This window comes from Exiguobacterium sp. s21, assembly GCF_018617975.1.
GTDB classification, from domain to species: Bacteria; Bacillota; Bacilli; order Exiguobacteriales; family Exiguobacteriaceae; genus Exiguobacterium; species Exiguobacterium mexicanum_A.
The window spans coordinates 59651-82120 of sequence record NZ_JACSLF010000004.1; the positions used below are offsets into that span (position 1 = coordinate 59651).

21 protein-coding genes are annotated in these 22470 nt (G+C 52.9%); 13 read left to right on the plus strand and 8 right to left on the minus strand.

The window, feature by feature from the left end; genetic code table 11:
• The first annotated feature begins 25 nt into the window (after nt 1–25).
• The gene (locus KNP06_RS06375; protein ID WP_138860144.1) at nt 26–1351 is read left to right on the plus strand and encodes a hemolysin family protein; all 1326 of its coding nucleotides are present in this window, start codon (nt 26–28) and stop codon (nt 1349–1351) included.
• Between the two features lie 10 nt (nt 1352–1361).
• Here the strand turns inward: KNP06_RS06375 and KNP06_RS06380 are convergent, their stop codons facing one another.
• Together KNP06_RS06380 and KNP06_RS06385 are read right to left on the minus strand one after the other, a co-directional pair.
• Nucleotides 1362–2546, minus strand: a complete 1185-nt coding sequence (locus KNP06_RS06380; RefSeq protein ID WP_052090255.1) for a M20 metallopeptidase family protein — start codon at nt 2544–2546, stop codon at nt 1362–1364.
• Nucleotides 2537–2989: an NUDIX hydrolase gene (locus KNP06_RS06385; RefSeq protein ID WP_214710741.1), complete on the minus strand. Its 453-nt coding sequence runs from the start codon at nt 2987–2989 to the stop codon at nt 2537–2539. Before KNP06_RS06385 ends, KNP06_RS06380 begins: the two co-directional genes overlap by 10 nt.
• A gap of 138 nt (nt 2990–3127) precedes the next feature.
• On the opposite strand from KNP06_RS06385, the gene KNP06_RS06390 reads away from it, so the two are divergent.
• Together KNP06_RS06390 and htpX are read left to right on the plus strand one after the other, a co-directional pair.
• Nucleotides 3128–3676 carry a LemA family protein gene (locus KNP06_RS06390; protein ID WP_021067978.1) on the plus strand — a complete coding sequence of 183 codons (549 nt, stop codon included), beginning with the start codon at nt 3128–3130 and terminating at the stop codon, nt 3674–3676.
• 21 nt (nt 3677–3697) lie between these two features.
• Complete coding sequence (gene htpX / locus KNP06_RS06395) at nt 3698–4579, plus strand: zinc metalloprotease HtpX (protein WP_308162246.1); 882 nt, start codon at nt 3698–3700, stop codon at nt 4577–4579.
• Between the two features lie 289 nt (nt 4580–4868).
• Here htpX and nagE read toward each other — a convergent pair whose 3' ends face one another.
• The 3 genes from nagE to KNP06_RS06410 are packed head-to-tail and all read right to left on the minus strand — an operon-like array spanning nt 4869 to nt 7709.
• The gene (nagE, locus tag KNP06_RS06400) at nt 4869–6356 is read right to left on the minus strand and encodes an N-acetylglucosamine-specific PTS transporter subunit IIBC (RefSeq protein WP_114164981.1); all 1488 of its coding nucleotides are present in this window, start codon (nt 6354–6356) and stop codon (nt 4869–4871) included.
• Nucleotides 6353–7201: a PRD domain-containing protein gene (locus tag KNP06_RS06405; protein WP_214710739.1), complete on the minus strand. Its 849-nt coding sequence runs from the start codon at nt 7199–7201 to the stop codon at nt 6353–6355. The genes nagE and KNP06_RS06405 overlap by 4 nt, the downstream gene beginning before the upstream one ends.
• 19 nt (nt 7202–7220) lie before the next feature.
• The gene (locus KNP06_RS06410; RefSeq protein ID WP_251129621.1) at nt 7221–7709 is read right to left on the minus strand and encodes a PTS sugar transporter subunit IIA; all 489 of its coding nucleotides are present in this window, start codon (nt 7707–7709) and stop codon (nt 7221–7223) included.
• 458 nt (nt 7710–8167) lie between these two features.
• On the opposite strand from KNP06_RS06410, the gene KNP06_RS06415 reads away from it, so the two are divergent.
• Nucleotides 8168–10078 carry an endonuclease MutS2 gene (locus KNP06_RS06415; protein WP_214710738.1) on the plus strand — a complete coding sequence of 637 codons (1911 nt, stop codon included), beginning with the start codon at nt 8168–8170 and terminating at the stop codon, nt 10076–10078.
• Nucleotides 10079–10168: 90 nt separating this feature from the next.
• Nucleotides 10169–10876, plus strand: a complete 708-nt coding sequence (locus tag KNP06_RS06420) for a hypothetical protein (RefSeq protein WP_214710737.1) — start codon at nt 10169–10171, stop codon at nt 10874–10876.
• A 29-nt stretch (nt 10877–10905) separates the two neighbouring features.
• On the opposite strand, the gene KNP06_RS06425 is transcribed toward KNP06_RS06420, so the two are convergent.
• The gene (locus KNP06_RS06425) at nt 10906–11475 is read right to left on the minus strand and encodes a hypothetical protein (protein ID WP_214710736.1); all 570 of its coding nucleotides are present in this window, start codon (nt 11473–11475) and stop codon (nt 10906–10908) included.
• Between the two features lie 142 nt (nt 11476–11617).
• Between KNP06_RS06425 and KNP06_RS06430 the strand changes: the two genes are divergently transcribed.
• From KNP06_RS06430 to KNP06_RS06455, 6 genes are all read left to right on the plus strand, one after another.
• The gene (locus KNP06_RS06430; RefSeq protein WP_214710735.1) at nt 11618–12268 is read left to right on the plus strand and encodes a response regulator transcription factor; all 651 of its coding nucleotides are present in this window, start codon (nt 11618–11620) and stop codon (nt 12266–12268) included.
• The gene (locus KNP06_RS06435) at nt 12265–13542 is read left to right on the plus strand and encodes a sensor histidine kinase (RefSeq protein WP_214710734.1); all 1278 of its coding nucleotides are present in this window, start codon (nt 12265–12267) and stop codon (nt 13540–13542) included. The genes KNP06_RS06430 and KNP06_RS06435 overlap by 4 nt, the downstream gene beginning before the upstream one ends.
• Nucleotides 13533–14273 (plus strand): AAA family ATPase, encoded by a 741-nt coding sequence (locus KNP06_RS06440; RefSeq protein WP_084592953.1) that lies wholly within the window; start codon nt 13533–13535, stop codon nt 14271–14273. Before KNP06_RS06435 ends, KNP06_RS06440 begins: the two co-directional genes overlap by 10 nt.
• Before the next feature lie 211 nt (nt 14274–14484).
• The gene (licT, locus tag KNP06_RS06445; protein WP_214710733.1) at nt 14485–15336 is read left to right on the plus strand and encodes a BglG family transcription antiterminator LicT; all 852 of its coding nucleotides are present in this window, start codon (nt 14485–14487) and stop codon (nt 15334–15336) included.
• A gap of 99 nt (nt 15337–15435) precedes the next feature.
• On the plus strand, nt 15436–17286 hold the full coding sequence (locus tag KNP06_RS06450; RefSeq protein WP_214710732.1) for a beta-glucoside-specific PTS transporter subunit IIABC: 1851 nt from the start codon (nt 15436–15438) through the stop codon (nt 17284–17286).
• A gap of 14 nt (nt 17287–17300) precedes the next feature.
• Nucleotides 17301–18746: a glycoside hydrolase family 1 protein gene (locus KNP06_RS06455; RefSeq protein ID WP_214710731.1), complete on the plus strand. Its 1446-nt coding sequence runs from the start codon at nt 17301–17303 to the stop codon at nt 18744–18746.
• 120 nt (nt 18747–18866) lie between these two features.
• On the opposite strand, the gene KNP06_RS06460 is transcribed toward KNP06_RS06455, so the two are convergent.
• Nucleotides 18867–19301 carry a DUF6188 family protein gene (locus KNP06_RS06460; RefSeq protein WP_214710730.1) on the minus strand — a complete coding sequence of 145 codons (435 nt, stop codon included), beginning with the start codon at nt 19299–19301 and terminating at the stop codon, nt 18867–18869.
• 238 nt (nt 19302–19539) lie between these two features.
• Here KNP06_RS06460 and KNP06_RS06465 point away from each other — a divergent pair, with 238 nt between their 5' ends.
• Both KNP06_RS06465 and KNP06_RS06470 read left to right on the plus strand, forming a co-directional pair.
• The gene (locus tag KNP06_RS06465) at nt 19540–21057 is read left to right on the plus strand and encodes a sensor domain-containing diguanylate cyclase (RefSeq protein WP_214710729.1); all 1518 of its coding nucleotides are present in this window, start codon (nt 19540–19542) and stop codon (nt 21055–21057) included.
• On the plus strand, nt 21054–21548 hold the full coding sequence (locus KNP06_RS06470) for a hypothetical protein (RefSeq protein WP_214710728.1): 495 nt from the start codon (nt 21054–21056) through the stop codon (nt 21546–21548). Before KNP06_RS06465 ends, KNP06_RS06470 begins: the two co-directional genes overlap by 4 nt.
• 38 nt (nt 21549–21586) lie before the next feature.
• Here KNP06_RS06470 and KNP06_RS06475 read toward each other — a convergent pair whose 3' ends face one another.
• The gene (locus tag KNP06_RS06475) at nt 21587–22459 is read right to left on the minus strand and encodes an ROK family protein (protein ID WP_214710727.1); all 873 of its coding nucleotides are present in this window, start codon (nt 22457–22459) and stop codon (nt 21587–21589) included.
• Between the last annotated feature and the right edge of the window lie 11 nt (nt 22460–22470).

Genomic DNA, 22470 nt, shown 5'->3' on the forward strand with positions numbered 1-22470 from the left:
GTAGTACGAAATATACGCAGGGGTGATGAAAACAGTGGATTCTTCCATAGTGATCGATTTACTGATCGTTTTATTCTTGATTGTGTTGAACGGGATTTTCGCGATGACGGAAATCGCACTGATCTCGTCCAAACCGGCCAAACTTGAAGTCGAGGCGAGCCGTGGTAAACGCAGTGCCGAGATCGCACTCAAGTATTCAAAAGATCCGACCGACCTGTTATCGACTGTCCAAGTCGGAATCACATTGATCGGGATTATCAACGGGGCCTACGGGGGTGCGCGTTTCTCGGCGCCGCTCGCCGATGTGTTCGCCAATCTTGGCATGAGTCCCCAGTACGCACCGACCGTCGGTTACGTCGTCGTCGTCACGATTATTACGTATTTGTCGCTCATCATCGGTGAGCTCGTGCCGAAACGGATTGCGCTCGTGGCTCCGGAAAAAGTCACGATGGCGATCATTCCGGCACTCGACTTATTTAGTAAAGTGATGCGACCGTTTATTTGGATTTTGTCGAAGTCGACACTTTTCCTTTTCAAATTGCTTGGCTTGAAAGCGGAGCAATCGAGTGGTGAGACCGAGCTCGAAATCAAGCAACTCTTGTTCGAAGGAGCCCAGCAAGGGGCATTCGCACACGAGGAAGTGCAGCAGGTCGAGCGTGTGTTTGCGTTCCATGACCAGCTGATTTATGAATTGATGCAACCGCGGACGACGCTGGAATGGGTCGACCTTGAAGACGACATGGACGATATCAAGAAATCGATTTATGAGAGTAAACACAATAAACTCCCGGTCGGGCGCGATACGCTCGACGAGTTCGTCGGTTATATCGATGTCCGTGACATTTTGACATTATCGACGCTTCGGGAGCCCTCACAAATTTTGAAGCGAATCAAACAACCACTCATCGTCCCAAAACAGCGAGAAGCGAGCCAAGTGTTGCAGATGATGCAAAAGAATGGCGTCGAAATCGCCTTCGTGCTCGATGAGTACGGCGGATTCCTCGGGATGGTCACATTGTTCGATATTCTAGAAGAAATCGTCGGCGAAGTGATGATTGAAGAAGAAACACCGGAAGTCGTGCGCCGTGAAGACGGTTCGTACTTGGCCGATGGTTTGCTCGGGATTGAGGATTTGAAGCGGACGTTCGGAATTCGAGACAATCGTTTTGATGAAGGGCGTAACTCGTATCATACTCTTGCCGGACTCGTTATTTATGCGCTCGGCGATTTCCCAAAACGGGGAGACGTTGTCGAAGCATATGGTCTTCGATTCGAGGTCGTCGATATGGACGGCAAACGTGTTGACCAAGTGCTCGTATCGATGTTGCCTGAACAAACAAAAGAAGACTGACGCCGCGGCGTCAGTCTTCTTTTTTAGGCGCGTTCCATGTCTCGAATGCCGCCTGCATGAGGACGCGGGCGGTATGAAGCATCGCCCGTTCGTCCACATCGAAGCGGGGATGATGATGAGGGAAGACGGCACCGACTTCCGGGTTACCGGCTCCGGTGAAGAAGAAGCTGCCCGGTACGTGTTGCATATAATAGGCAAAATCTTCTCCGACCATGAGCGGGGACATTTCGATGACGCCATCGGTGCCAACGACGCGAGCGGCGCTGCGACGGACGTGATCGGTCTCGATAGGATGGTTGATCACGGCGGGGTAGCCCCGGATATAGTCGAGCTCGTAGTGCGCTTCGCTCGCCGAACAGATATGGGTGATAGTCCGCTCCATCTCGGCGATAATGCGTGTTTGCGTCTCCGGTGTGAACGTCCGTACCGTGCCAGACAGCTTCGCTTCATCGGCGATGACGTTGAATGCCTGACCGGCAACGAACGTGCCGACAGTTAAGACGGCCGGTTCGAGCGGGTCGATGCGACGACTGATGACTTGTTGCAACTGGCTGACGATATTCGTTCCGACCATGACGGCATCGACCGTGTGTTGCGGGATGGCCCCGTGACCACCTTTGCCTTTGACGGTCAGTTCGAAGCGATCAGCCGCGGCCATGATCGGTCCCGTCTTCACACCAATCGTCCCGTATGGAAGCGGGGTCCAAATATGAGAGCCGTAAATATAATCGACACCGTCAAGACATCCATCTTCGATCATCGGTTTGGCTCCACCTGGCGCGAGTTCTTCTGCGAACTGGTGAATGAGGACGACATCTCCCGGAAGGTCGATTTCCGTGAGTGCTTTCGCAAGGACGAGCAACGTCGCTGTATGCGCATCATGACCGCAAGCGTGCATCGAGCCATTCACTTTCGAGCGGTACGGGACGTCCTTTAAATCTTGAATCGGCAAGGCGTCAAAGTCGGCCCGAAACGCGATGGTCGGGCCTTCGCCGCCATGAATGCGTGCGACAACACCGTTGCCACCAACATGTTCGCGCACATCGAGGCCGAGGTCGCGCAAATAAGCTGCAATCGTCCGAGGTGTCTCTCGTTCTTCGAATGAAAGTTCGGGATGTTGATGGAAGTGGCGGCGGAGCGTCACCATCTCGTCGTATAGCTCCGTCAAGCGTGAATCGAGGTCAGTCACAAGCATGATTTACACTCCTGTCCGTTGATCATTTTTGGTTGAAGCAAGGTCCATACGTCGTGTGAATTCAAATCGTCGAGAATCGGACGATGTAATAAGGTTTGCGCTTCGTCAGCCGTCACCCATCTGGCATCACTGTGCTCCTCGGAGAGGGTGACGGTCGTCGCGACCGGGTGAGCTAAATACGTCATGATGACGACTTGACGATCCGGGGCGGTCAAAAACGTCGTGGCGTACAACAATTGCTGGACCGCCACATGCAAACCGGCCTCTTCGAACACTTCCCGTTCAAGAGCGCGTTCGAGCGACTCGCCAAAGTCGAGTTTACCTCCGACGAGTTCCCACGTGCCGGGATTGACCTCGTCATCATCAGCTCGTTTGATGATGAGCATGTGGTCGTCTTGCACAATCACCGCTTTCACGGCAACAACGATGGTAGGAACGGACATAATGACACTCCTTTGTATGAATTCGTGAGAGAACCCACAGCATATATGAATCATTTTCTACATATTCCCTAAGTTATGATTATGGTATACGACAAAAGGGAATTAATACAGGAGAAAATCATGAAATGAGGTGCCGAAATGGGTTGGATTATCGCAATTGGGATTATCGTTGTCTTGGCGTTCGTATATTTCTCGATGTACAACGGACTTGTCAAATATCGAAACTGGGTCGACGAGGCGTGGGCACAGATTGATGTACAGTTGAAACGGCGTTACGATTTGATTCCGAACTTGGTCGAAACGGTGAAGGGCTATGCCAAGCATGAGCAAGAGACGCTCGCAAAAGTTGTTGAGTTACGGAATCAACTCGGTTCGAAGACGAGCCGTCAAGAACAGATGGAAGTGAACGATCAATTGAGCGGCGCATTGAAGAATTTGTTCGCACTCCGGGAGGCATACCCAGATTTGAAAGCGAACGAGAATTTTAAGATGCTCCAGGAAGAACTGACGCAGACCGAAAATAAAGTCGCCTACTCACGACAGTTGTATAACAATACGGTCATGAAATATAACACGAAAGTCGAATCGGTCCCGACGAACATCATCGCCTCCGTTCACAACTTCGAAAAACGCGACATGCTCGAAGCGCGTGAAGAAGAACGTGAAAACGTGCGTGTCTCATTCTAATGGATTGGAGTGGCGACGATGATTTTATATGAACAGATTCGTAAAAATAAAATCAAGACCGTGTTCATCGTGGCCGGATTTGTCCTGCTCGTCTTAGGAGTCGGGGTGGTCATCTCGTATTTGAATTATGGCGACCCGCTCCCAGGCCTCATCTTCACTCCGGTGTTCTCGCTGTTTTATATCGGCATCGTCATCATGTCGAGCACGAACATTGTCATGAAGATGAACCATGCCCAAGAGATCACATCGGTCGACCAGCATCGGTTTCTCTGGCACACTGTCGAGAACATGGCGATGGTTGCGCGCGTCCCGATGCCGCGCATCTTCATCATTAACGATGCGTCCCCGAACGCATTCGCGACCGGGCTGAAACCAGAAAAGGCAGCCGTCGCCGTGACAACTGGACTGCTCGACCAGTTGACGCGAGAAGAAGTCGAGGGTGTCATCGCCCATGAAGTCGCCCATATCAAAAATTACGATGTACGACTGGCGACAGTGACGCTCGCCCTTGTCTCGGTCATCGCCATCATGAGCGATATCGGGTCGCGGATGCTGTTCTTCCGGAGTGTTGGCGGCCGCCGCGACAACAACCAAAACCCGATTTTTATGATTGTCGGGCTCGTGTTGTTGGTTCTCGCACCGCTCATCGCCACGCTCGTCAACTTGGCCATCTCGCGAAATCGTGAGTTTTTGGCGGACGCGAGCGGGGCCGAATTGACACGTAATCCGGATGCCCTCGCATCGGCGCTAGAGAAAATCGCGAATATCCAAACACCGGTGAAGGAAGCCTCTCGCGCCTCGGCGTCGCTCTACTTTTCAGACCCGCTTAAGAAAAAGCTGAGCGGTCTGTTCTCGACGCACCCGAACCCGGCTGAACGGATTGCCAGACTGCGAAGCATGTAGTGCATGATGAAGGCCCTCTTTTTTAGGAAGTGGGCCTTTATGCGTGAATAGAGTCGGCTTATTCCGCCAATTCAATTTGTATCGATAGTGAATGGGAATGATAGTGAAAAAGAGGACGGATTGGAGGGGGCTTCATGTTTGAGTCGGCACTTGAGTTAGGCATTGTCATCTTCTTATTGATTTACTCAGTCACGGTTTCGCTGATGTTGATGTCAGTCAAAAAGAAGAGCTGAACTTAACATATGAGCAAAGGCAGTAAAAAGCCACCTCGCGAGGTGGCTTTCGTCAGTTACCCGGCGCGATGGCTCCGGAGTTTTTCAATCTCTTCGAGGACGAATTGGACGTTCGTTCCGACGATGACTTGAATATGGTTCGGGCTGACAACCTTGATACCAGGGATGCCCGCTTTCTTGATTTGCGCTTGGTCGACCGTATCCATGTCTTTCACATCGACGCGGAGACGTGTGACGCATGACTCGATGCCTGTGACGTTTTGATCGCCACCGAGACCATCGTAAATCATCGCTGCCATCGCTGAATATTGACCGCCGGCAGCGACTGGAGCCGTCTTCGTTTCGCCTTCAGGAGTCGTTTCCGTTGCGACCGCGTCAACCGCTTCGTCTGATTCACGGCCAGGTGTGGCCAAGTTGAGCTTGACGATCATGAAGCGGAAGATGACGTAGTAGATGGCACCGAAGACGAGACCTTGAACGAGCAACATGTACGGCTGGTTCGCGAGCGGTAACCGTGAGCTGAGGACAAAGTCGACAAGACCGGCGCTGAAGCCGAATCCGGCCGTCCATTGGAACGTCGCTGCGATGAAGAGGGAAACCCCTGTCAAGACCGCGTGGACGAGGTAGAGAACTGGTGCGAGGAACATGAACGAGAATTCGAGCGGTTCCGTGACACCTGTGAAGAACGATGCGAACGCTGCGGCGAGAAGGAGCGAGGCCGCTTGTTTTTTACGTTTTGTTTTCGCTGTATGGTACATGGCGAGGGCTGCTGCCGGAAGACCGAACATCATAATCGGGAAGAACCCGGCTTGATAGCGTCCAGTAATCCCTTTCACACCTTCACCTGACCAGAAGTTACCGATATCGTTAATGCCGGCCACATCGAACCAGAATACCGAGTTCAAGGCGTGGTGAAGACCAGTTGGGATTAACAGACGGTTGAAGAAGCCGTAAAGGCCTGCCCCGATTGCACCCATTTTAGAGATCGTTTCCCCAAATCCGACGAGTCCTGTGTACACGACCGGCCAGACGAAGTAAAGGGCGACCGAGACGAGGATCATCGAGAATGCCGTCATGATTGGCACGAGACGCTTCCCACTAAAGAAGGCGAGCGCGTCTGGTAGCTTCACATGACTGAAGCGGTTGTACATTTGAGCGGCGACGATACCTGACAAGATACCGACGAACGCGTTGGCAATCTTACCGAACGCTGGGTTGACGGCTTCGACGTCGACACCTTGGAACAAGGCGACCGTTGCCGAAGACAAGAGTGTCGTGACCGTGAGGAAGGCGACAAGTCCGCTTAGAGCGGCTGAGCCGTCACGGTTTTTCGCCATCCCGAGGGCGACCCCGACTGCGAAGAGAATTGGAATGTTATCGATGATCGCTGAACCGGCTTTGATCAAGAATGCGGCGGCGATGTTTTCAGAACCCCAGCCGACCGGGTCGATCCAGTAACCGATCCCCATGAGAATGGCAGCTGCAGGAAGTACGGCAACCGGCAACATGAGGGAACGTCCGAGACGTTGTAAAAAGTTCATCATTGTAAATGTCCTCCTTTTTGATGGTGTTGATCTTGCAGGCGTTGAATGTGGAGCGTGATGTAACCAAGCTCTGATTCGGGCAAGACGATGCCGTATAAGTCTTCCATTTCGTTTGCGACGTCAGACGCACATGCATAGGCCGACGTGAACTTCGTTTGAATCATGAGAAGCATATCTTCGTCGATCGTATGGTGATCGTAATGGTTGACCCGATCCATGACGAATCGTAAATGAGTTAATAAGCGTTGATAGGATAAGTCATCTTCTTCTATAGATAGATCGAGCCGTCTCGAAATCGATTGAATCATGTCACGTACGATTGTCGTCTGTTTGACCGTCTTGCGTAAATCACCTCCCTTCACTTTTAATGTATGGATGTGCAGCGCGATGAAGGCCGCCTCATCTTTCGGCATCTTCACGCCGAGTTTGTCCTCGATGAGGTGAAGCGCCCATAGTCCGATTTCGTATTCGTTGCGATATAAAATCTTAATCTCGTTCAACAGCTTGTTGCGAAGCGAGATTCCTTCTTGCTCGCGCTCGATGGCAAACGAGATATGATCGGTGAGCACGATATGGATGTGTTCGTTGAACGTCGTCTCGAGCCGTTTTTCCGCATGCGAAATGATTTCTTCTGAAATCGTGAAGTGCTCAATTGGAATCCGTGTCAGCAGTTGTTGAAACTTGTCGTTCTCCGACATGACGAACAGCTTTTCCACCTTATGCGGATTGACGATATCGTTGCGAGCCTTCTTGAACGCGACGCCTGGTCCGATGGCGATCTTCTCTTCGCCCTCGTCTGAGACGATGACCGCGTTGTTGTTTAAAATCTTTTTAATTTTTAACATGTGTCCTCCTAACGAGGAGTCATTGTTCCGCTTGAGCGACGACGGTTTTCCCGGGAAGCGATGGGCCTCCTGCATGGAACGAATACGGGTGCTCTAACGTGCTCCCGTTTGTGATGACCATCGGAGTGACCGTGTCTTTACCGGCTCGCTGGATTTGTTCCAAGTCGGCCGTCAACAGTGGCTGTCCGGTCGTGACCGTGTCACCGACTTTGACGTGGACGTTGAATGGGCTACCCGCGAGTTCGACCGTATCGAGTCCGACATGAATCAAAATTTCAGCTCCGTCTCCCGAACGGATATCGATCGCGTGCTTCGTCGGTGCGACTTGGATGATGGTTCCATCTACCGGTGCGACGACCGTTCCGTCCGTCGGCATGATAGCAATCCCGTCGCCCATCATCTTCTCGCTGAAGACGGGGTCGGTCACTTCCTCAAGTGGAATGATGTCTCCTTCCATGGGTGCGTAAAGTGTCAGTGTATGTCTCTTCATCCACTTATTCAATAACATGTTCGATTCATCCTTTCGCTTGAAAAATGATTGTGAAAAAAAAAACAGGCATGGAGTATAGACAGGTGGCGTGAGCCTTTCGTCTTACTCCATGCCTGATCGAATCAGTCACATGTGATCGTTATTCGTTTCGTCACCCTTAAGATAGCACGCCGATGTATAGATATCAAGACCTAATTTGAAAGCGCTCTCTAGAAATTTTACTTCTTCGAAAATCTGTTGTATAGTTAGGGCGAAACTGAATGGGAAAGGTGTTGCATGTTAATGAGTGAGGTTGTATCTGCCTAACGAACTGAAAAATGTTGGATGACGCGTCTCTTTGTCATGCCTTCATGTTCTGTTACAGATACCGCCCTTCATAAACTGCCAGACACCGGTCTGTCTTTTTGCGTTGGTCGTCATCGGCCGACGCTTTTTGTTTGCGCGGTATCTCCATCACAAAATAAGGAGACTCCATCATGAATGAACAAACTTTAGACAAACTACAATATAACGACTTGATTCAGCACGTCGAACGATACTGCATCAGCGGATTCGGACGCAACTTGTTACGAAACCAGCGTCCGACGAGCCATTTGCAAACGGTGAAAAAACGGCTCCAAGAGACATCGGAAGCACGCGCGATTCTCGACGCGACGTCACACGTCCCCTTTATCGGGGTATCCGATATGGAACCACTCATCGGTAAAATCAGCCGGGGCATCCAGCTCGAGGCAAGCGAACTCGAAGCCGTCGCCGAATTTTTCCGGGGTGCCCGGAAGCTGAAACGGTTCATGGCCGAGCAGGCATTCTTTGCACCGCTCTTGTCGCTTTACGCGGGCGAGATGAGCGAGTGGCGAAGCATCGAGGAAGACATCACCCAAGCGATTCGCGGGGGACGTGTCGTCGACGAGGCGTCTAAAGAATTGAAACGGGTCCGCAAACAAATCGACATTCTCGAAGGACGAATTGAGGAGCGGTTGAGCAAGTTCTTGAAGAGCGCTGCGAACCGGGAAGCGATTCAAGACGGTTTTGTGACGAAGAAGCAAGACCGATTCACGATTCCAATCAAAGCGTCGTATAAACACAAAGTCGCCGGGACAATCGTCGACACATCGAGCCGGGGGACGACGGTCTTCATCGAACCGGAAGCGGTCGTGAAGCTGAACGCGGAACTCGTCGTCAAACGGACGAAAGAAGCGGTCGAAATCTATCAAGTGCTTGCGACGCTCACCGGCATGGTGGCAGAAGCGTTGCCGACAATCGAGACGACACTCGACGTCATCGCCCAATACGACATGGTATTCGCGAAAGGGAAGTATAGTCAAACGATTGACGGCATCGCTCCGCGTGTGAACGGGGTCGGAAAAATCCGTTTGAAACAAGTCCGTCATCCGCTCCTTGAACGGGCGGTCCCACTCGACTTCTCGCTCGGGGACACGTATCGAGGTCTGATTATCACCGGACCGAACGCCGGCGGGAAGACGGTCGTCTTGAAGACAATCGGTCTGCTCAGTTTGATGACGATGAGCGGACTTCATATTCCAGCGCATCCGGACACGGACATCTCGACGTTTGACGACGTGTTCGTCGATATCGGGGACAACCAGGATATGGGGTCGGCGCTCAGCACGTTCTCGGCCCATATGCATAACGTGGCAAGCATCATACAGAAGGCCGGGAAACGGTCGTTACTATTATTCGATGAGATTGGAAGCGGGACCGAGCCGAACGAGGGAGCGGCCCTCGCCATCGCGATTTTGGAAGAGGCATATAAGCGCGGCTGTCTCGTCGTCGCCTCGACCCATTACGGCGAGATCAAAGCGTACTCCGAGACGCATCCGGACTTCATGAACGCGGCCATGCAGTTCGACCCGGAAACGCTCGAACCGAAGTATCGGCTGTTGATTGGGCAGTCCGGCGACAGCAACGCCTTATTCATTGCCCGGAAAATGAAATTGCCCGAATCGATTTTGAAGCAGGCGGCCCGCTATATGCACGACAAGACATACGACCAGTCGCTCCTTGATGCGACGCGACTGACACAAGAAGTCGTCCGCCCTGTCGTCGAACCTGACCAAATGCTAGTGAAGGGTGACCGGGTCCGCCTGCTCGAGACGAATCAAGTCGGTCTTGTCTATGCGATGGACGAATCGTTGCGCCAAGTCACCGTCTATGTCGACGGTGTCTTCAGTGAGCAACCGCTCCGCCGAGTTCGACGCGAGGCGAAAGCGCTCGACTTGTATCCAGCTGGTTATGACCTGGAAACGTTATTCATCGATTACCGGGACCGGAAAGAAGCCCATGACTTTGCCCGCGGTTCGAAAAAAGCGCTCCGTCGCGTCGAAAAAGAGATTCGAGCGCGTCAACGGGCCGAACGAGGTGAATGAGTGTATCCAGCCCGGCACTCGGGTAAGAAACAAGGACCGGGAGTCATCACGTACAGTTCGGCTTTCGAGTAACGTGTCGGAGGTGACTGGATGTTTTGGTTAAGTTTGTTGTTTGCCGTCGGATTTGCTTTGATTCATTATTTCTCTGGACAATTGATCCATGTGCGCGAGACACCGCGGAGCCGGTTTTTGTCGCTCGCCGGCGGTGTCGCCGTCGCCTATGTGTTTCTCCATCTCTTGCCTGAGCTGAATGAATATCAACAAGAACTTGAAGGGCATCTCGAGAGCGGCCTATTCGCTTCAATCGAGAATCACATCCTCGTCGTCAGCATGCTCGGATTGGCCGTGTTTTATGGGCTGGAACGATTGGCCACGCAAATGCAACGGCGTGGCAACGGCAGCGTTTTTTGGATTCACATGGCGTTGTTCATCGTCTACAACTTCAGCATCGGCTACGTGCTCGCGGAGAGCGAGTTCGATACGGCATGGGCAATGACACTCTACTTTGTCGCATTAGGGATTCATTTCATTACGGTCGACCAGGGTCTGAGGCATCACCATCAGGAGTCGTACGACAGGCGAGGCCGATTGTGGTTGTCGTTGGCCGTGCTTGCCGGGTGGGGCGTCGGAGCATTTTCAGCGCTCCATGAAGTGACGCTATCGATGATTGTCGCGTTCTTGGCTGGGGGGATTATTTTGAACGTCATGAAAGAAGAGCTGCCAGAAGAGCGAGACAGCAGCTTTCGTGCGTTTGCTGTCGGGCTCATCGGATACGCTTTACTGCTATTGGCCATATGAAAAGGCAACCCTCGCGGTTGCCTTTTTGCTTACAGTGAATTGGTGCTCTGATTGTCTACGTTATCATCGGCCGCAGGTGTGTCCTCATCTTGGTTCGGGCCACCGAATTGACCACCGTGATGAGGGCCATGCCCGCCTCCGTGACGTCCACCGCCAAAGCCGCGCATGTCGCCTAAGTCGTCGTAACTCGTGATGTCAGCAAAACGTTCTTCGTGGTCGGCAAGAATCGCGTCGGCCTCATCTTGCGTCAAGTCACCGGATTCGATGGCTGCCTCAAGTTTCGCTTCATGAGAAGTGATGATCGCCTCGATGAACTGTTCGATGGTGATTCCTGTTTCTTCCGCGAGTTCAGGAAGCGATTGTCCTTCTTCTCGCGCTGCTTCCACTTCGGCTTCGGTCAAACCGAGCGCCTCGAGCAAAGCGACCTGCCCGGCTGCCCGGTCACCGAACATGCCCCGCTCGCCGCGTTCTCCGCGTTCGCATTGGGTCGTCGTTTCCGTTCCGTCGGTTGTTGTCGTATCGTTCGTGGCGGCATAGACGCCGGTTCCTGAGACGGCAAGTAGGCCGGCCAGGGCGATGGCTAATTTAGATGTTTTCATATTAATCTCCTCCTTTACTACTTCAAGTGTAGGACGTGGACGTTCAAAAGTTGTGAGGGAGTTGCAAGGTTTCTGCAAATTGTCTTTGGGAAATGATGGGTTCGTTTCGCGATGCGATATAATGGGGTTGGAGGCGATAAAGATGAACGTACTCGTAGTCGAAGATGAACCGAAATTAGCGGACGGGCTTGCCCGCTTTTTAACGTACGCGGGGTTTCATGTCAGTGTGGCCGGTACACTCGCCGAAGCGAAGCAGCAGCTCGAGCAACCGTTCGATGCGGTCCTGCTCGACGTTCGTCTGCCGGACGGGGAAGGATGGACGCTCATTCCAAAACTGAAGACGCTCAAGCCGCGGCCGGCCATCATCTTGGCGACGGCACGAGGAGAGGCGGATGACCGTGTGTTCGGCCTCGAGCTCGGGGCCGACGATTATTTGGTCAAACCGATCGTGTTAAAGGAACTCGAAATTCGCCTGAAGCGTCTCGTCAAACAGACGGACGAGATCTCGTTCGGCGACATGATGGTGGACGCACGATCCCGTACGGTGACCGATCACGGCCAAGCGATTCGGATGACCAATAAAGAATACGAGTTGCTCCTCTTCTTCTTGAAACATAGCGGAGAAGCGCTCGATCGCAACCGCCTACTCGACGAGGTGTGGGATTATACGTTCGCCGGGGACACGCGCACGGTCGACACGCACGTCAAACAGTTGCGTGACAAATTGCCGACGATGAAGCGGTACTTGAAGACGGTGCATCGCGTCGGTTATCGATTGGAGGAAGTCCGATGAGCCGGTTGATGAAGAAGTTGCTCTGGACCGCGATTCTCCCTCTCGTCGTCATGGCGGTGCTCACATTTGGTCTGACATCACTCCTGATTGGGCGTTTCGCGGAGACGGAGAGCTATGACCAACTCGAGCGTGAAGCGGACATCGTGTATGAGGCGCTTGTGGATGGACGCGGCATACCGGGTCAACTCGATGTTCTCGTGTTTCAAGACGGGGAGGCGGTCAATCTGGATCGTGGGGGCAGGATGCGTCGACATATGTCGCCAGTCCTCGATCCAGACTTACTTTCCGAACGAGATGAGGTCAGTGTGAACGGGGCGCGGTTATTGACGTTCCTTCGGGAAGAAGGGGATGTACAAATCGTGACGTACGCACCCGTCCCGCTGTCGAATCCGCAGTTTCGTCAAATCTACGTCATTCTCGGGAGCGGGTTCTTGCTCGCGCTCATCGTCGCCGTCGGTGTGACGTATTGGATGGGGCGGCGTTTGACGTCCCCGCTCGTCGAGTTGAAGCAGGCGACCACAGCCATCATGTCGGGCCGGCATGACATCACACTACCGTCTGTCACCGACGACGAGATTGGAGATTTGACGGAAGCGGTCCGTCAGATGAACACATCACTCGAAGAGAAAGAACGGATGCAAAATACATTCATCTCAGGGGTTACGCACGATGTCCGGACCCCGCTTGCCATCGTCCGGAACGAGGCCGAAATGCTTGAACTCGGTGTCGTCAAACAAGAAGATGTGGCGGCGACGGGTCGCAGTTTAACCGAGGAAGTCGATCGGATCGATCGGCTCGTCAGTCAGATGCTCGAATACTCCAAACTATCCGTGGGCAACGTGACACTTTCGCTCGAGTCCGTTCGTTTGGATGCATTGATCAAAGAGACTGTCTCGCGGATGGATGAATGGTTCCGTCATAAGGAAGTGACGGTCACACTTGAACTCGTCGAGGACGCGGTCGTCCAGGCGGACCGATTGGCGATGGAGCGTGTACTGTCGAACTTTCTTCAGAACGCGTATCACGCCAGTCCACTAGGAGGTGTGATCACGATCAGGCTCTCCGAGCGACGGCTTGAAATCGAAGACGAAGGGCCGGGTATTGCCGAGACGATGCGCGCCAACATCTGGGATATGTATGTGAAAGGGGACCGTTCGAACGGTCACGGACTTGGTCTGGCCATCAACAAGCTGTTGCTCGAGGCTCAAGGACTCGTTTACGGAGTCGAATCGAGAGAGGGAGAGGGGGCGTTGTTTTGGATCGAATGGGACTAAACTTATTTTTGCGGGGTGTCCGCTTAGAGCGAGATCGGATTGAAAAGCCAGGTTACCCGTTCTCGCTACCGATTTTTGATGGATTTGATGAATTGACGCTGACGAAGCCGGTCACGTTCTTGGTTGGTGAGAATGGGAGCGGGAAATCGACGTTGGTCGAAGGGATGGCTATCGCCGCTGGATTCAATCCGGAAGGGGGCGCGACGACGTTCCGTTTTGAGACCGAGTCGACACATAGCCCGCTGTTCGAAGCGCTTCGTCCGATTCGGGGCGCGTACCGGCCGAAAGACGGATTTTTCCTCCGGGCCGAGACGGCATATCAACTGTCGAGCTATGTGGATGAGATCGCGCGAACGTCGCCCGACCCGGAACGGTTTTATGCGTCCTACGGCGGTCGATCGCTCCATGAGCAGTCGCACGGGGAAGCGTTTTTGTCGCTCATGCTCCATCGATTCCGTGATGGCGGGCTCTATATATTGGACGAGCCCGAGGCCGCCTTGTCGCCGATGCGGCAGTTGACGATGCTCGCACGCATGCATGAACTCGTGCAATCGGGAAGTCAATTCATCATTGCGACCCATTCGCCGATCCTCATGTCGTATCCGGACGCCGACATCCTCCAAGTCGAGACGGGACTCCGTCCGACGACGTTCGATGAACTCGAACACGTTCGTGTCATGCGCGACTTTCTAGCGGCACCGGAACGGATGCAACGCATCCTATTCGAATGAAAAACGGTCACGGTGTAAGCGTTTTATTTTTATGTTGACGTCAAGATTTCAAGGGGGTATGCTAGTAGCGAGAAGAAGAAAATCCACTTTGGGATTGTTACTGGTCAAGCAGGCAAAACCTAAATTGATGCCGATCATCCAGATGTGGGGACCGGTGTGAATTTAGGTTTTTTTCTTTTCAATCGAACTTGAGCGGAGGTGAATTGATTCCATGCAAATTTCAAAAGTGTTCAACAATAACGTCGTGGCCATTCAAGCGAACGGTCAAGAACAAGTCGTCATGGGACGGGGAATCGCGTTCCAAAAGCGTCCAGGCGATGCGATCGATCAAACGCGGATTGAAAAAGTCTTTACGCTCGAGAGTAAAGAAAGCCATGAACGGTTCGTCCATTTTTTGAATGAGATGCCAGCTACCGAGATGGATACGGTCAAAGAAATCGTCAAGCTCGCGGAGACGCGACTCGAGAAGCCGGTCCATGACTCGCTTTACGTGACCCTCGCCGACCACATCCATTTCGCTCTCAGCCGATATCGAGATGGAATCATCATCCGTAACCCGCTCGTTTGGGAAGTGAAGCGGTTTTATGGACCCGAGTTCGCGATCGGGAAAGAAGCGGTCGCCCTGATTAACGAACGGCATGACGTCAAGTTAGACGAGGACGAGGCGGTCGCGATCGCCCTCCATCTCGTCAACGCGACGATGTCGGGTGCCAAAGGTGAGAACTTACATCTCGTCACCGAGATGACACGCGCCACGCAAGCGATTCTCACCATCATCACGTACCACTTTCAAATTGATTTGGACGAAGAGTCGTACGCCTACTCACGGTTTTTGACCCACTTGAAATACTTCGTCCAACGGCTCGCCTCCGGGGAGAAGATTAAACCCGGCGGTGATGAGACGCTGTTTGAGATGGTGAAGCTTCGCTATCCGGATGCTTACGAATGTGTCGAGAAAATCGCAGGGTTGATTGCCACGAAGTACAATTACGAGGTCTCGACCGATGAGCGGTTGTATATGATGATTCATATCGAAAACTTAATGAAAGAACGACGATCCTAAGGATGGTTACTGATGATGCAGGCCAAACCTAAATGACGACACCTCCCGTGTGCGTTCATTTAGGTTTTTCTTTTTACCCAAATTGAAGGAGTGAACACTATGAGCCAAACAAAAACGCTCGCGGCGGACATCATTCGTCACGTCGGCGGGAAAGATAACGTCAAAAGCGTGTTCCATTGTGCGACACGGCTACGTTTTAAATTAAAAGATGAACAGAAAGCCAATCCCGAGGCGTTAAAAAACCATGATGGTGTCATCACGGTCGTCCAAAGCGGCGGTCAGTTCCAAGTCGTCATCGGCAACAACGTCCCTTACGTCTACCAAGACGTGGTCGAGGCGGGCGGATTCCAGACGTCATCGAACGACGATACGGAAAAAACGGGCGTCTTTAACCGGTTGATTGATGTGATTTCGGGGATTTTTACCCCGATTCTCGGTCCGATGGCCGGTAGCGGTCTATTGAAAGGGTTGCTCGCCATTCTCGTCGCCCTCGGCCTGCTCACGCAAGACATGGGCACGTATATTGTCTTGAACGCAGCGGCTGACGCGCTCTTCTACTTCCTACCGGTCATTCTCGGCCATTCGGCAGCGAAGAAGTTTGGCGGTAATCCGTATATCGGGATGATTATCGGGGGTGCGCTCGTCTACCCGGCTATCGTCGCGATGCAAGGAGCGGGCGAGTCGCTCACGTTCCTCACGGTACCGGTCGTCTTGATGAGCTACGCGTCATCGGTCATTCCAATCATCTTAGCAGCGTATGTGTCATCGAAAATTGAGACATTCTTTAACAAACACACGCATGAAGCGGTCCGTAACTTCACGACACCGATGATGGCACTCTTGATCGTCGTCCCGCTCACATTCCTCGCGATCGGTCCGGTCGCGACATACGCGAGCCAAGGACTCGCCGGTGGCTATTCGTTCTTATATGAACTCAGTCCAGTCGTCGCTATTGCCTTCATCGGCGCGTTCTGGCAAGTGCTCGTCATGTTCGGTCTCCACTGGGGGCTCGTGCCGATCATCATCAACAACTTGGCGGTCGTCGGCATGGACACGATCGTCGTCGGGGTCCTCATGGCGACGTTCGGTCAGGTCGGGGCAACGCTCGCCATCACATTGAAGGCGCGTGACCCGAAGACGAAAGGGCTCGGGACGTCATCGACGATTGCCGGCGTATTCGGCATCACCGAGCCAGCGATTTATGGATTGACGCTTCCGCGCAAAAAACCGTTCGTCTTCGGGATGGTTGGCGGTGCGGCCGGCGGGGTCGTCGGCGGTATGCTTGGCACGGCGGCTTACGCGATGGGTGGTCTCGGCGTGTTCAGTATCCCAGTCATGATTCCGGCGACGGGTCTCGATATGACGTTCTACGGCGCCTTGATCGGTCTTGCGGTCGCGACACTCGTCTCGTTCGGACTCACGTTCGCATTCCATAAAGAAGTCGAGACAGGCGAACAGACAACGGCAGAAGTAGCGCCGGCCGTATCGGAGCACGTCGGTTTCCCGGTATCGGCTCCAGTCAAAGGAGAAGCGGTTTCCCTCGAGACCGTTCGCGATGAAGTGTTCTCGAGCGGTGCGATGGGGAAAGGACTTGCTATCATGCCGACAGAAGGGGTCGTCTACGCCCCATTCGATGGCGAAGTTGTCACGGTCTTCCAATCGAAGCACGCCATCGGACTCCGTTCACATAGCGGCGTCGAAGTATTGATTCACGTCGGGCTCGACACGGTCCAGCTCGGTGGGAAACATTTTGAAACGTTCGTCCAAGCCGGACAGCGTGTGACCGAGGGCGATGTGTTAGTGAAATTTGATTTAGAGGCCATTGCCCAAGCCGGTTATGACACGATTACCCCGGTAATTGTCACGAATACAGGGAATTACTTAGATGTCTTGCCGACACATGTCGGCATCGTCGAACCAAACCACGGCGTCTTGCGCGTCTTAGCCTAAGAGGAGGAACAAACATGAAACAAGTAGCGAAGAACTTTTTATGGGGTGGCGCCACAGCGGCGAACCAATTTGAAGGTGGATACCAAGAAGGTGGAAAAGGGCTCTCGATCGCGGATGTGATGCCGGGCGGCAAGGACCGAATGAAAATCATCCATGACCCGACGTTCGATTTCGAGTTGCATGACGAGTATGCGTACCCGAACCACGAAGGCATCGACTTCTATCATCACTACAAGGAAGACATCGCCCTCTTCAAAGAGATGGGCTTCAAGACGTTCCGCATGTCAATCGCTTGGTCGCGCATCTTCCCGAATGGAGATGAGCTCGAACCGAACGAGGAAGGGCTCAAATTCTATGACCGCGTCATCGATGAACTCGTCGCGCAAGGAATTGAGCCACTCGTCACGATTTCACATTACGAGTTGCCGCTTCATTTGGCGACAGCATACGGTGGTTGGCGCGACCGTCGCCTCGTGACATTTTTCGAGCGGTACAGCCGTGTCTTGTTCGAACGTTACCAAGGCAAGGTCAAATATTGGCTCACGTTCAATGAAATCAACGGGGCCCAGTTCATGCCGATGCTCAGTCTCGGAATGGCAATCCGTGAAGGGGACGACCAGTTGCAGTTGACGTACCAAGGGTTGCACCATCAACTCGTGGCAAGTGCGCTCGCGACAAAAGCGGCAAAAGAAATCGATCCGTCGATGCAAATCGGCTGCATGCTCATCGCGGCGCCGGTCTATCCGTACAGCTCGAATCCAGAAGACATCTGGTATGCACACGACGCCGAGCGCATGATGAACTTTTTCTGTGGCGACGTCCATGTCCGTGGTGAGTATCCATCGTTCGCGAAACGCTTCTTCCGTGAGAACGGAATCGAACTCGTGATGGAAGACGGGGACCTCGAGACACTGAAAGCGAACACGGTCGACTTTTTCTCGCTCAGCTACTATATGTCGCGTACCGAGAAAGCGGAGAAGACGGAAGGTGAGGCAGCGGGGAACATTATGAGCGGGGTGAAAAACCCTTACCTCAAGGCGAGCGACTGGGGTTGGGAAATCGATCCGATGGGACTTCGCGTCATCTTGAACAAACTGTATGAGCGCTATGAATTGCCGCTCTTCATCGTCGAGAACGGTCTCGGTGCTTATGACAAGGTCGAAGCGGACGGTTCGGTCCATGACGATTACCGGATTGAGTACTTGCGTGACCATTTGAAAGCGATGGTGGAGGCGATTGAAGATGGTGTCGACGTCATCGGCTATACGAGCTGGGGCTGTATCGACCTCGTCAGTGCGTCGACCGGGGAGTACAGCAAGCGTTACGGCTTCATCTACGTCGATAAGCATGACGACGGGTCGGGGACGCTCGAGCGTTCGCGGAAGGACTCGTTCTTCTGGTATCAAGACGTCATCCAGACGAACGGGGCGAGCTTGTTCGAAGATGAGACGGTAAAATAAGAAAAGAGCGGCCGCGGCCGCTCTTTTCTTATGCTTTCGTGACTTTGCGCAAGACGATGATCGCGAGACTGACACCACCGGCAATCAACATATACGTGAGAATCTCCGTCCAGGCTGCCATCAGACGTCTTCCTCTGCAAAGACGGCCAAGTCCCCTTGAGGCATGGCGACGAGTAAGAAGTGTTCGCCTCCGAGCGGACGGGCGTCTCCGGCCTGCCAACTTTCATACTGTTCGTGATAGCCGTTCACGAACAGGACGGCTCCAGATTCAAATGTCAGTTCAAGATGGGGATTGTCTTCAGATAACAGGATGGAACGGACGCGTTCACGCCGGAGTCCGACGAGGTGATGGAGTTGTTCATCTTCGTTGAACGAAGGTCCCGATGAATGGACGTACCAAGGTCCTTCAATCGAGAGCCACGACTCGTTGCCGTCTCGGTTGAAGTAGAGTAGATGATGATTGGGGCCGGAACCGAAGTCGATTCCGACGAAGGAAGACGCGTTAAACAAATGCTGTAAAATCCGTGTTGCTTCAAGATGTTCGGTACGGGTCACGCTTCCACCTCGCTTAAATGGGTTAGTTAATTCCATCATTCCACGTTACTTCGCTAAAGTAAATGAAAGGATTATGTGAAATCACTCATATGAGAAGAAACAAGCGAGTTCGACAACTTATGGAAAATACTTCAAGTAAGTTAAAAGTTTGGTCAGTGATTGGACAAATCCGGTCCCGCGTTCGATGATTCGACTTATAATCAAAAGTATAGATGACTCGATGAAACGAGGGGTAACCATGGTTTATGGCCTATTGATTGGCGGCATCATCCTAATCACCATCGTCCTCAACGTCCTTCGGTTGATGACGACCCCCGCCTTGAATCGCTGGCTGCTCGCCGGGACGAGCAGCCTTGTCGTGATTTGGCACGGGGTGTTGTTCGACTTTTATGATTTGCATTGGTCCGTGCTGTTATTGATTATGACGGGACTCGTCTGTTTTCACTGGAAAGGCATGACTGTTGCTATTATGGTCAGCTGGCTTTTAGTATACAGTCAATCCGGGATACTATCCTTTCCACTGTTGCTCAGTTATGTCTTCTTTGGATTAGGTGCGGCGTTGCTCTTCGGCTACGTCAAACAGTTGAAGCGTGAGCGATCGGGACGGTTACGGATGTTGACGGCAAGTTCTCGTCAATTGAACGTGTTTCGGGAAGTCAGTTTTACAATGCAAGACACGCTTGATCCGGACCGATTGTTGCAAACGATTTTGACATCGGTGACGGCGGGGCACGGGCTCGGGTTTAACCGTTCAATCATCTTTTTTGCGGATTTGGAAAAAGATAGCATTTACGGAGTGATGGGCACGGGGCCGATGAATCCGGAAGACGGCTTTCAAATTTGGGAAGAAATTACGCGCCAACATTATGACCTCCAAGGACTGATTGATGAGAAAGAGACGGACTCGACGCACGATGAACAGTTGAACGAACGAATTCGGAAAATGACGATCCCGTTTCATGGAGACCACCTGTTCAAACAGACGCTCGACTCGGGACGGCCGCTCCACGTGTATGCGAGCATCACCGACGACCCGGTGCTGCGCATGTTACATACCGACTTACAGATGGACGAGTGCACGATTTTCCCGCTCCATCATCAAGGAATTCCATACGGACTTCTCGTCATCGACAATGTCGTCAATAAAAAACCAATCACCCCTCAAAAGATTGACAGTGTCCGACCGATTGCGGAACAAGCCTCGCTTGCGCTCCATCAGACGACGCTGTACCAGCGCATCGAGACGTTGGCGCTTCGTGACGGGTTGACGCGTCTTAAAAACCATCGCTCGTTCGAACAAGATTTGGATGTCTTGTTCCGGGAGTGCGAAACGGACGAGCTGTCACTGATTGTGATGGATATTGACCATTTCAAGCATTTCAACGACACAAACGGTCACTTGGCTGGAAACGAGTTACTCACGCGGCTCGCGAGTGTCATTCGACGAAGCGTGCCGGATGAACAGATGGCGTATCGGTTCGGTGGCGAAGAGTTTGTCGTTCTCTTGCCGCAGTTCGACGAAGTCGAGGCGTCCCACGTCGCGGAGACGATTCGTGCGGCCGTGCTCGGCACGAACTTCATGTACGGGGAGCGACAACCAGGTGGTCAGTTAACGCTGAGCTTCGGTGTCGCTTCGAAGCACACGCTTCACGAACAGTCACGCGAACGGTTGATTGAGTGCGCCGATCAAGCGTTGTACGCGGCCAAATCACGAGGGAAAAACCAAGTCTGCCGCTGGGAAGGGGTGCCGCTATGACCGAATTCAGTGTCATGATCATGACCGTCGCCTTTATCGCGACCATCTTGTTTACGAGCCGTCCAAGTTATCGGTTTGTGACGGGTAGTGTGGCCAACCGACACGCGGAGGCACTGGGCGTCTCGCTGAAAGACGTCTCATTCTCGTTCGACCAAATGGTGTATTTCATCGCCTTGCCGACAACGATTCCCGAAGTGCGGGAAGCGATGAAAGAAGAGCTGGTCGTCGAACCGTATTATGAGTCGTATTTCTTTCCCGATGTGAACGGGGTCCAAGTTTCCGTGAAGTCGGAGGATGCGGTAGTCCCCATCGCGTATTTACCAATCGATGATTTTAGTCTCCCTGTGTTAGATCGACATTTGGAAACAGGGACGATTGATGAGCGGGTCAACCGAACGATTCGGGCACACATGATCGTTCATGAGCGTACGCTCGCAGCGATTCGAGACGAGGTGTATCATCACCTCCATGAAGACCGCCTGGCACAATAAAAGGGTTTCCATCACAAACTCGTGATGGAAACCCTTTTTTACTTGGCTAACATGTGAAACCGTGCGGCACCGATCAAGTTGGCCTCGTTGAAGTGGGCACACGTCTCGACGTCGATGCGGAACGTTCCGAACGCGTCGCAAAGCGCGTCCAAGTGTCGCTCGATGCCGTCCCGAACTTCCGGACGACGACTGATGCCGCCACCGATTAAAATACGCTCCGGGTCGAGCCCGAATTGGAGGTTGTAGATGCCAATCGCGTTCCAGCGATAGAAGCGCTCCAGTTCCACCTGGATGATTGGGTCGCTTTGAAGTGCGAACACATCTTCTCCGGTAAGGGGTCGTCCGAGTTGCTCACTGCATCGATGGACAAGAGCGGCCGTGGCACCGATTTTACTCCATGTCCCATCTGGGTGGGGAAGAGACGGGTCGAGAATCCAATATCCGAACTCACCGCCATGGAAGTGGGATCCGATCATCACCTGATCATGGTCGACGAATGCTCCGCCGACGCCCGTCCCGATGACGACCGTCGCGTAGCTCGTCACCGACGCCGCGGCACCGGTCCATCCTTCTGCGAGCGCTGCCGCGTTGGCATCGTTCAAGACAGTGACAGGCAAGTCGTACCGCTCTTTGAACGCCTGTAAGAAAGGACGATCATGAATGTAGGGAAGTGCACTGATTCCATGAATCACTCCGGTCGTCGAATCGACGGCGCCGGGCGCACTGAAGCCGATACCGTCGAAGCGGGCTTCGGCGGTCGTTTCGTTAAAGATCACATCGACTTGTTCGAGCAAGCCGTCCCACGTCGCAGGGGTTGGGACGTGTTTGTTTGACAGTAGGGTGCCATCGGATCGGACGACTCCGTATTTGATACTGGTTCCACCGATATCGATGGCTAAATAATGTTGCATGCTGTTCTACT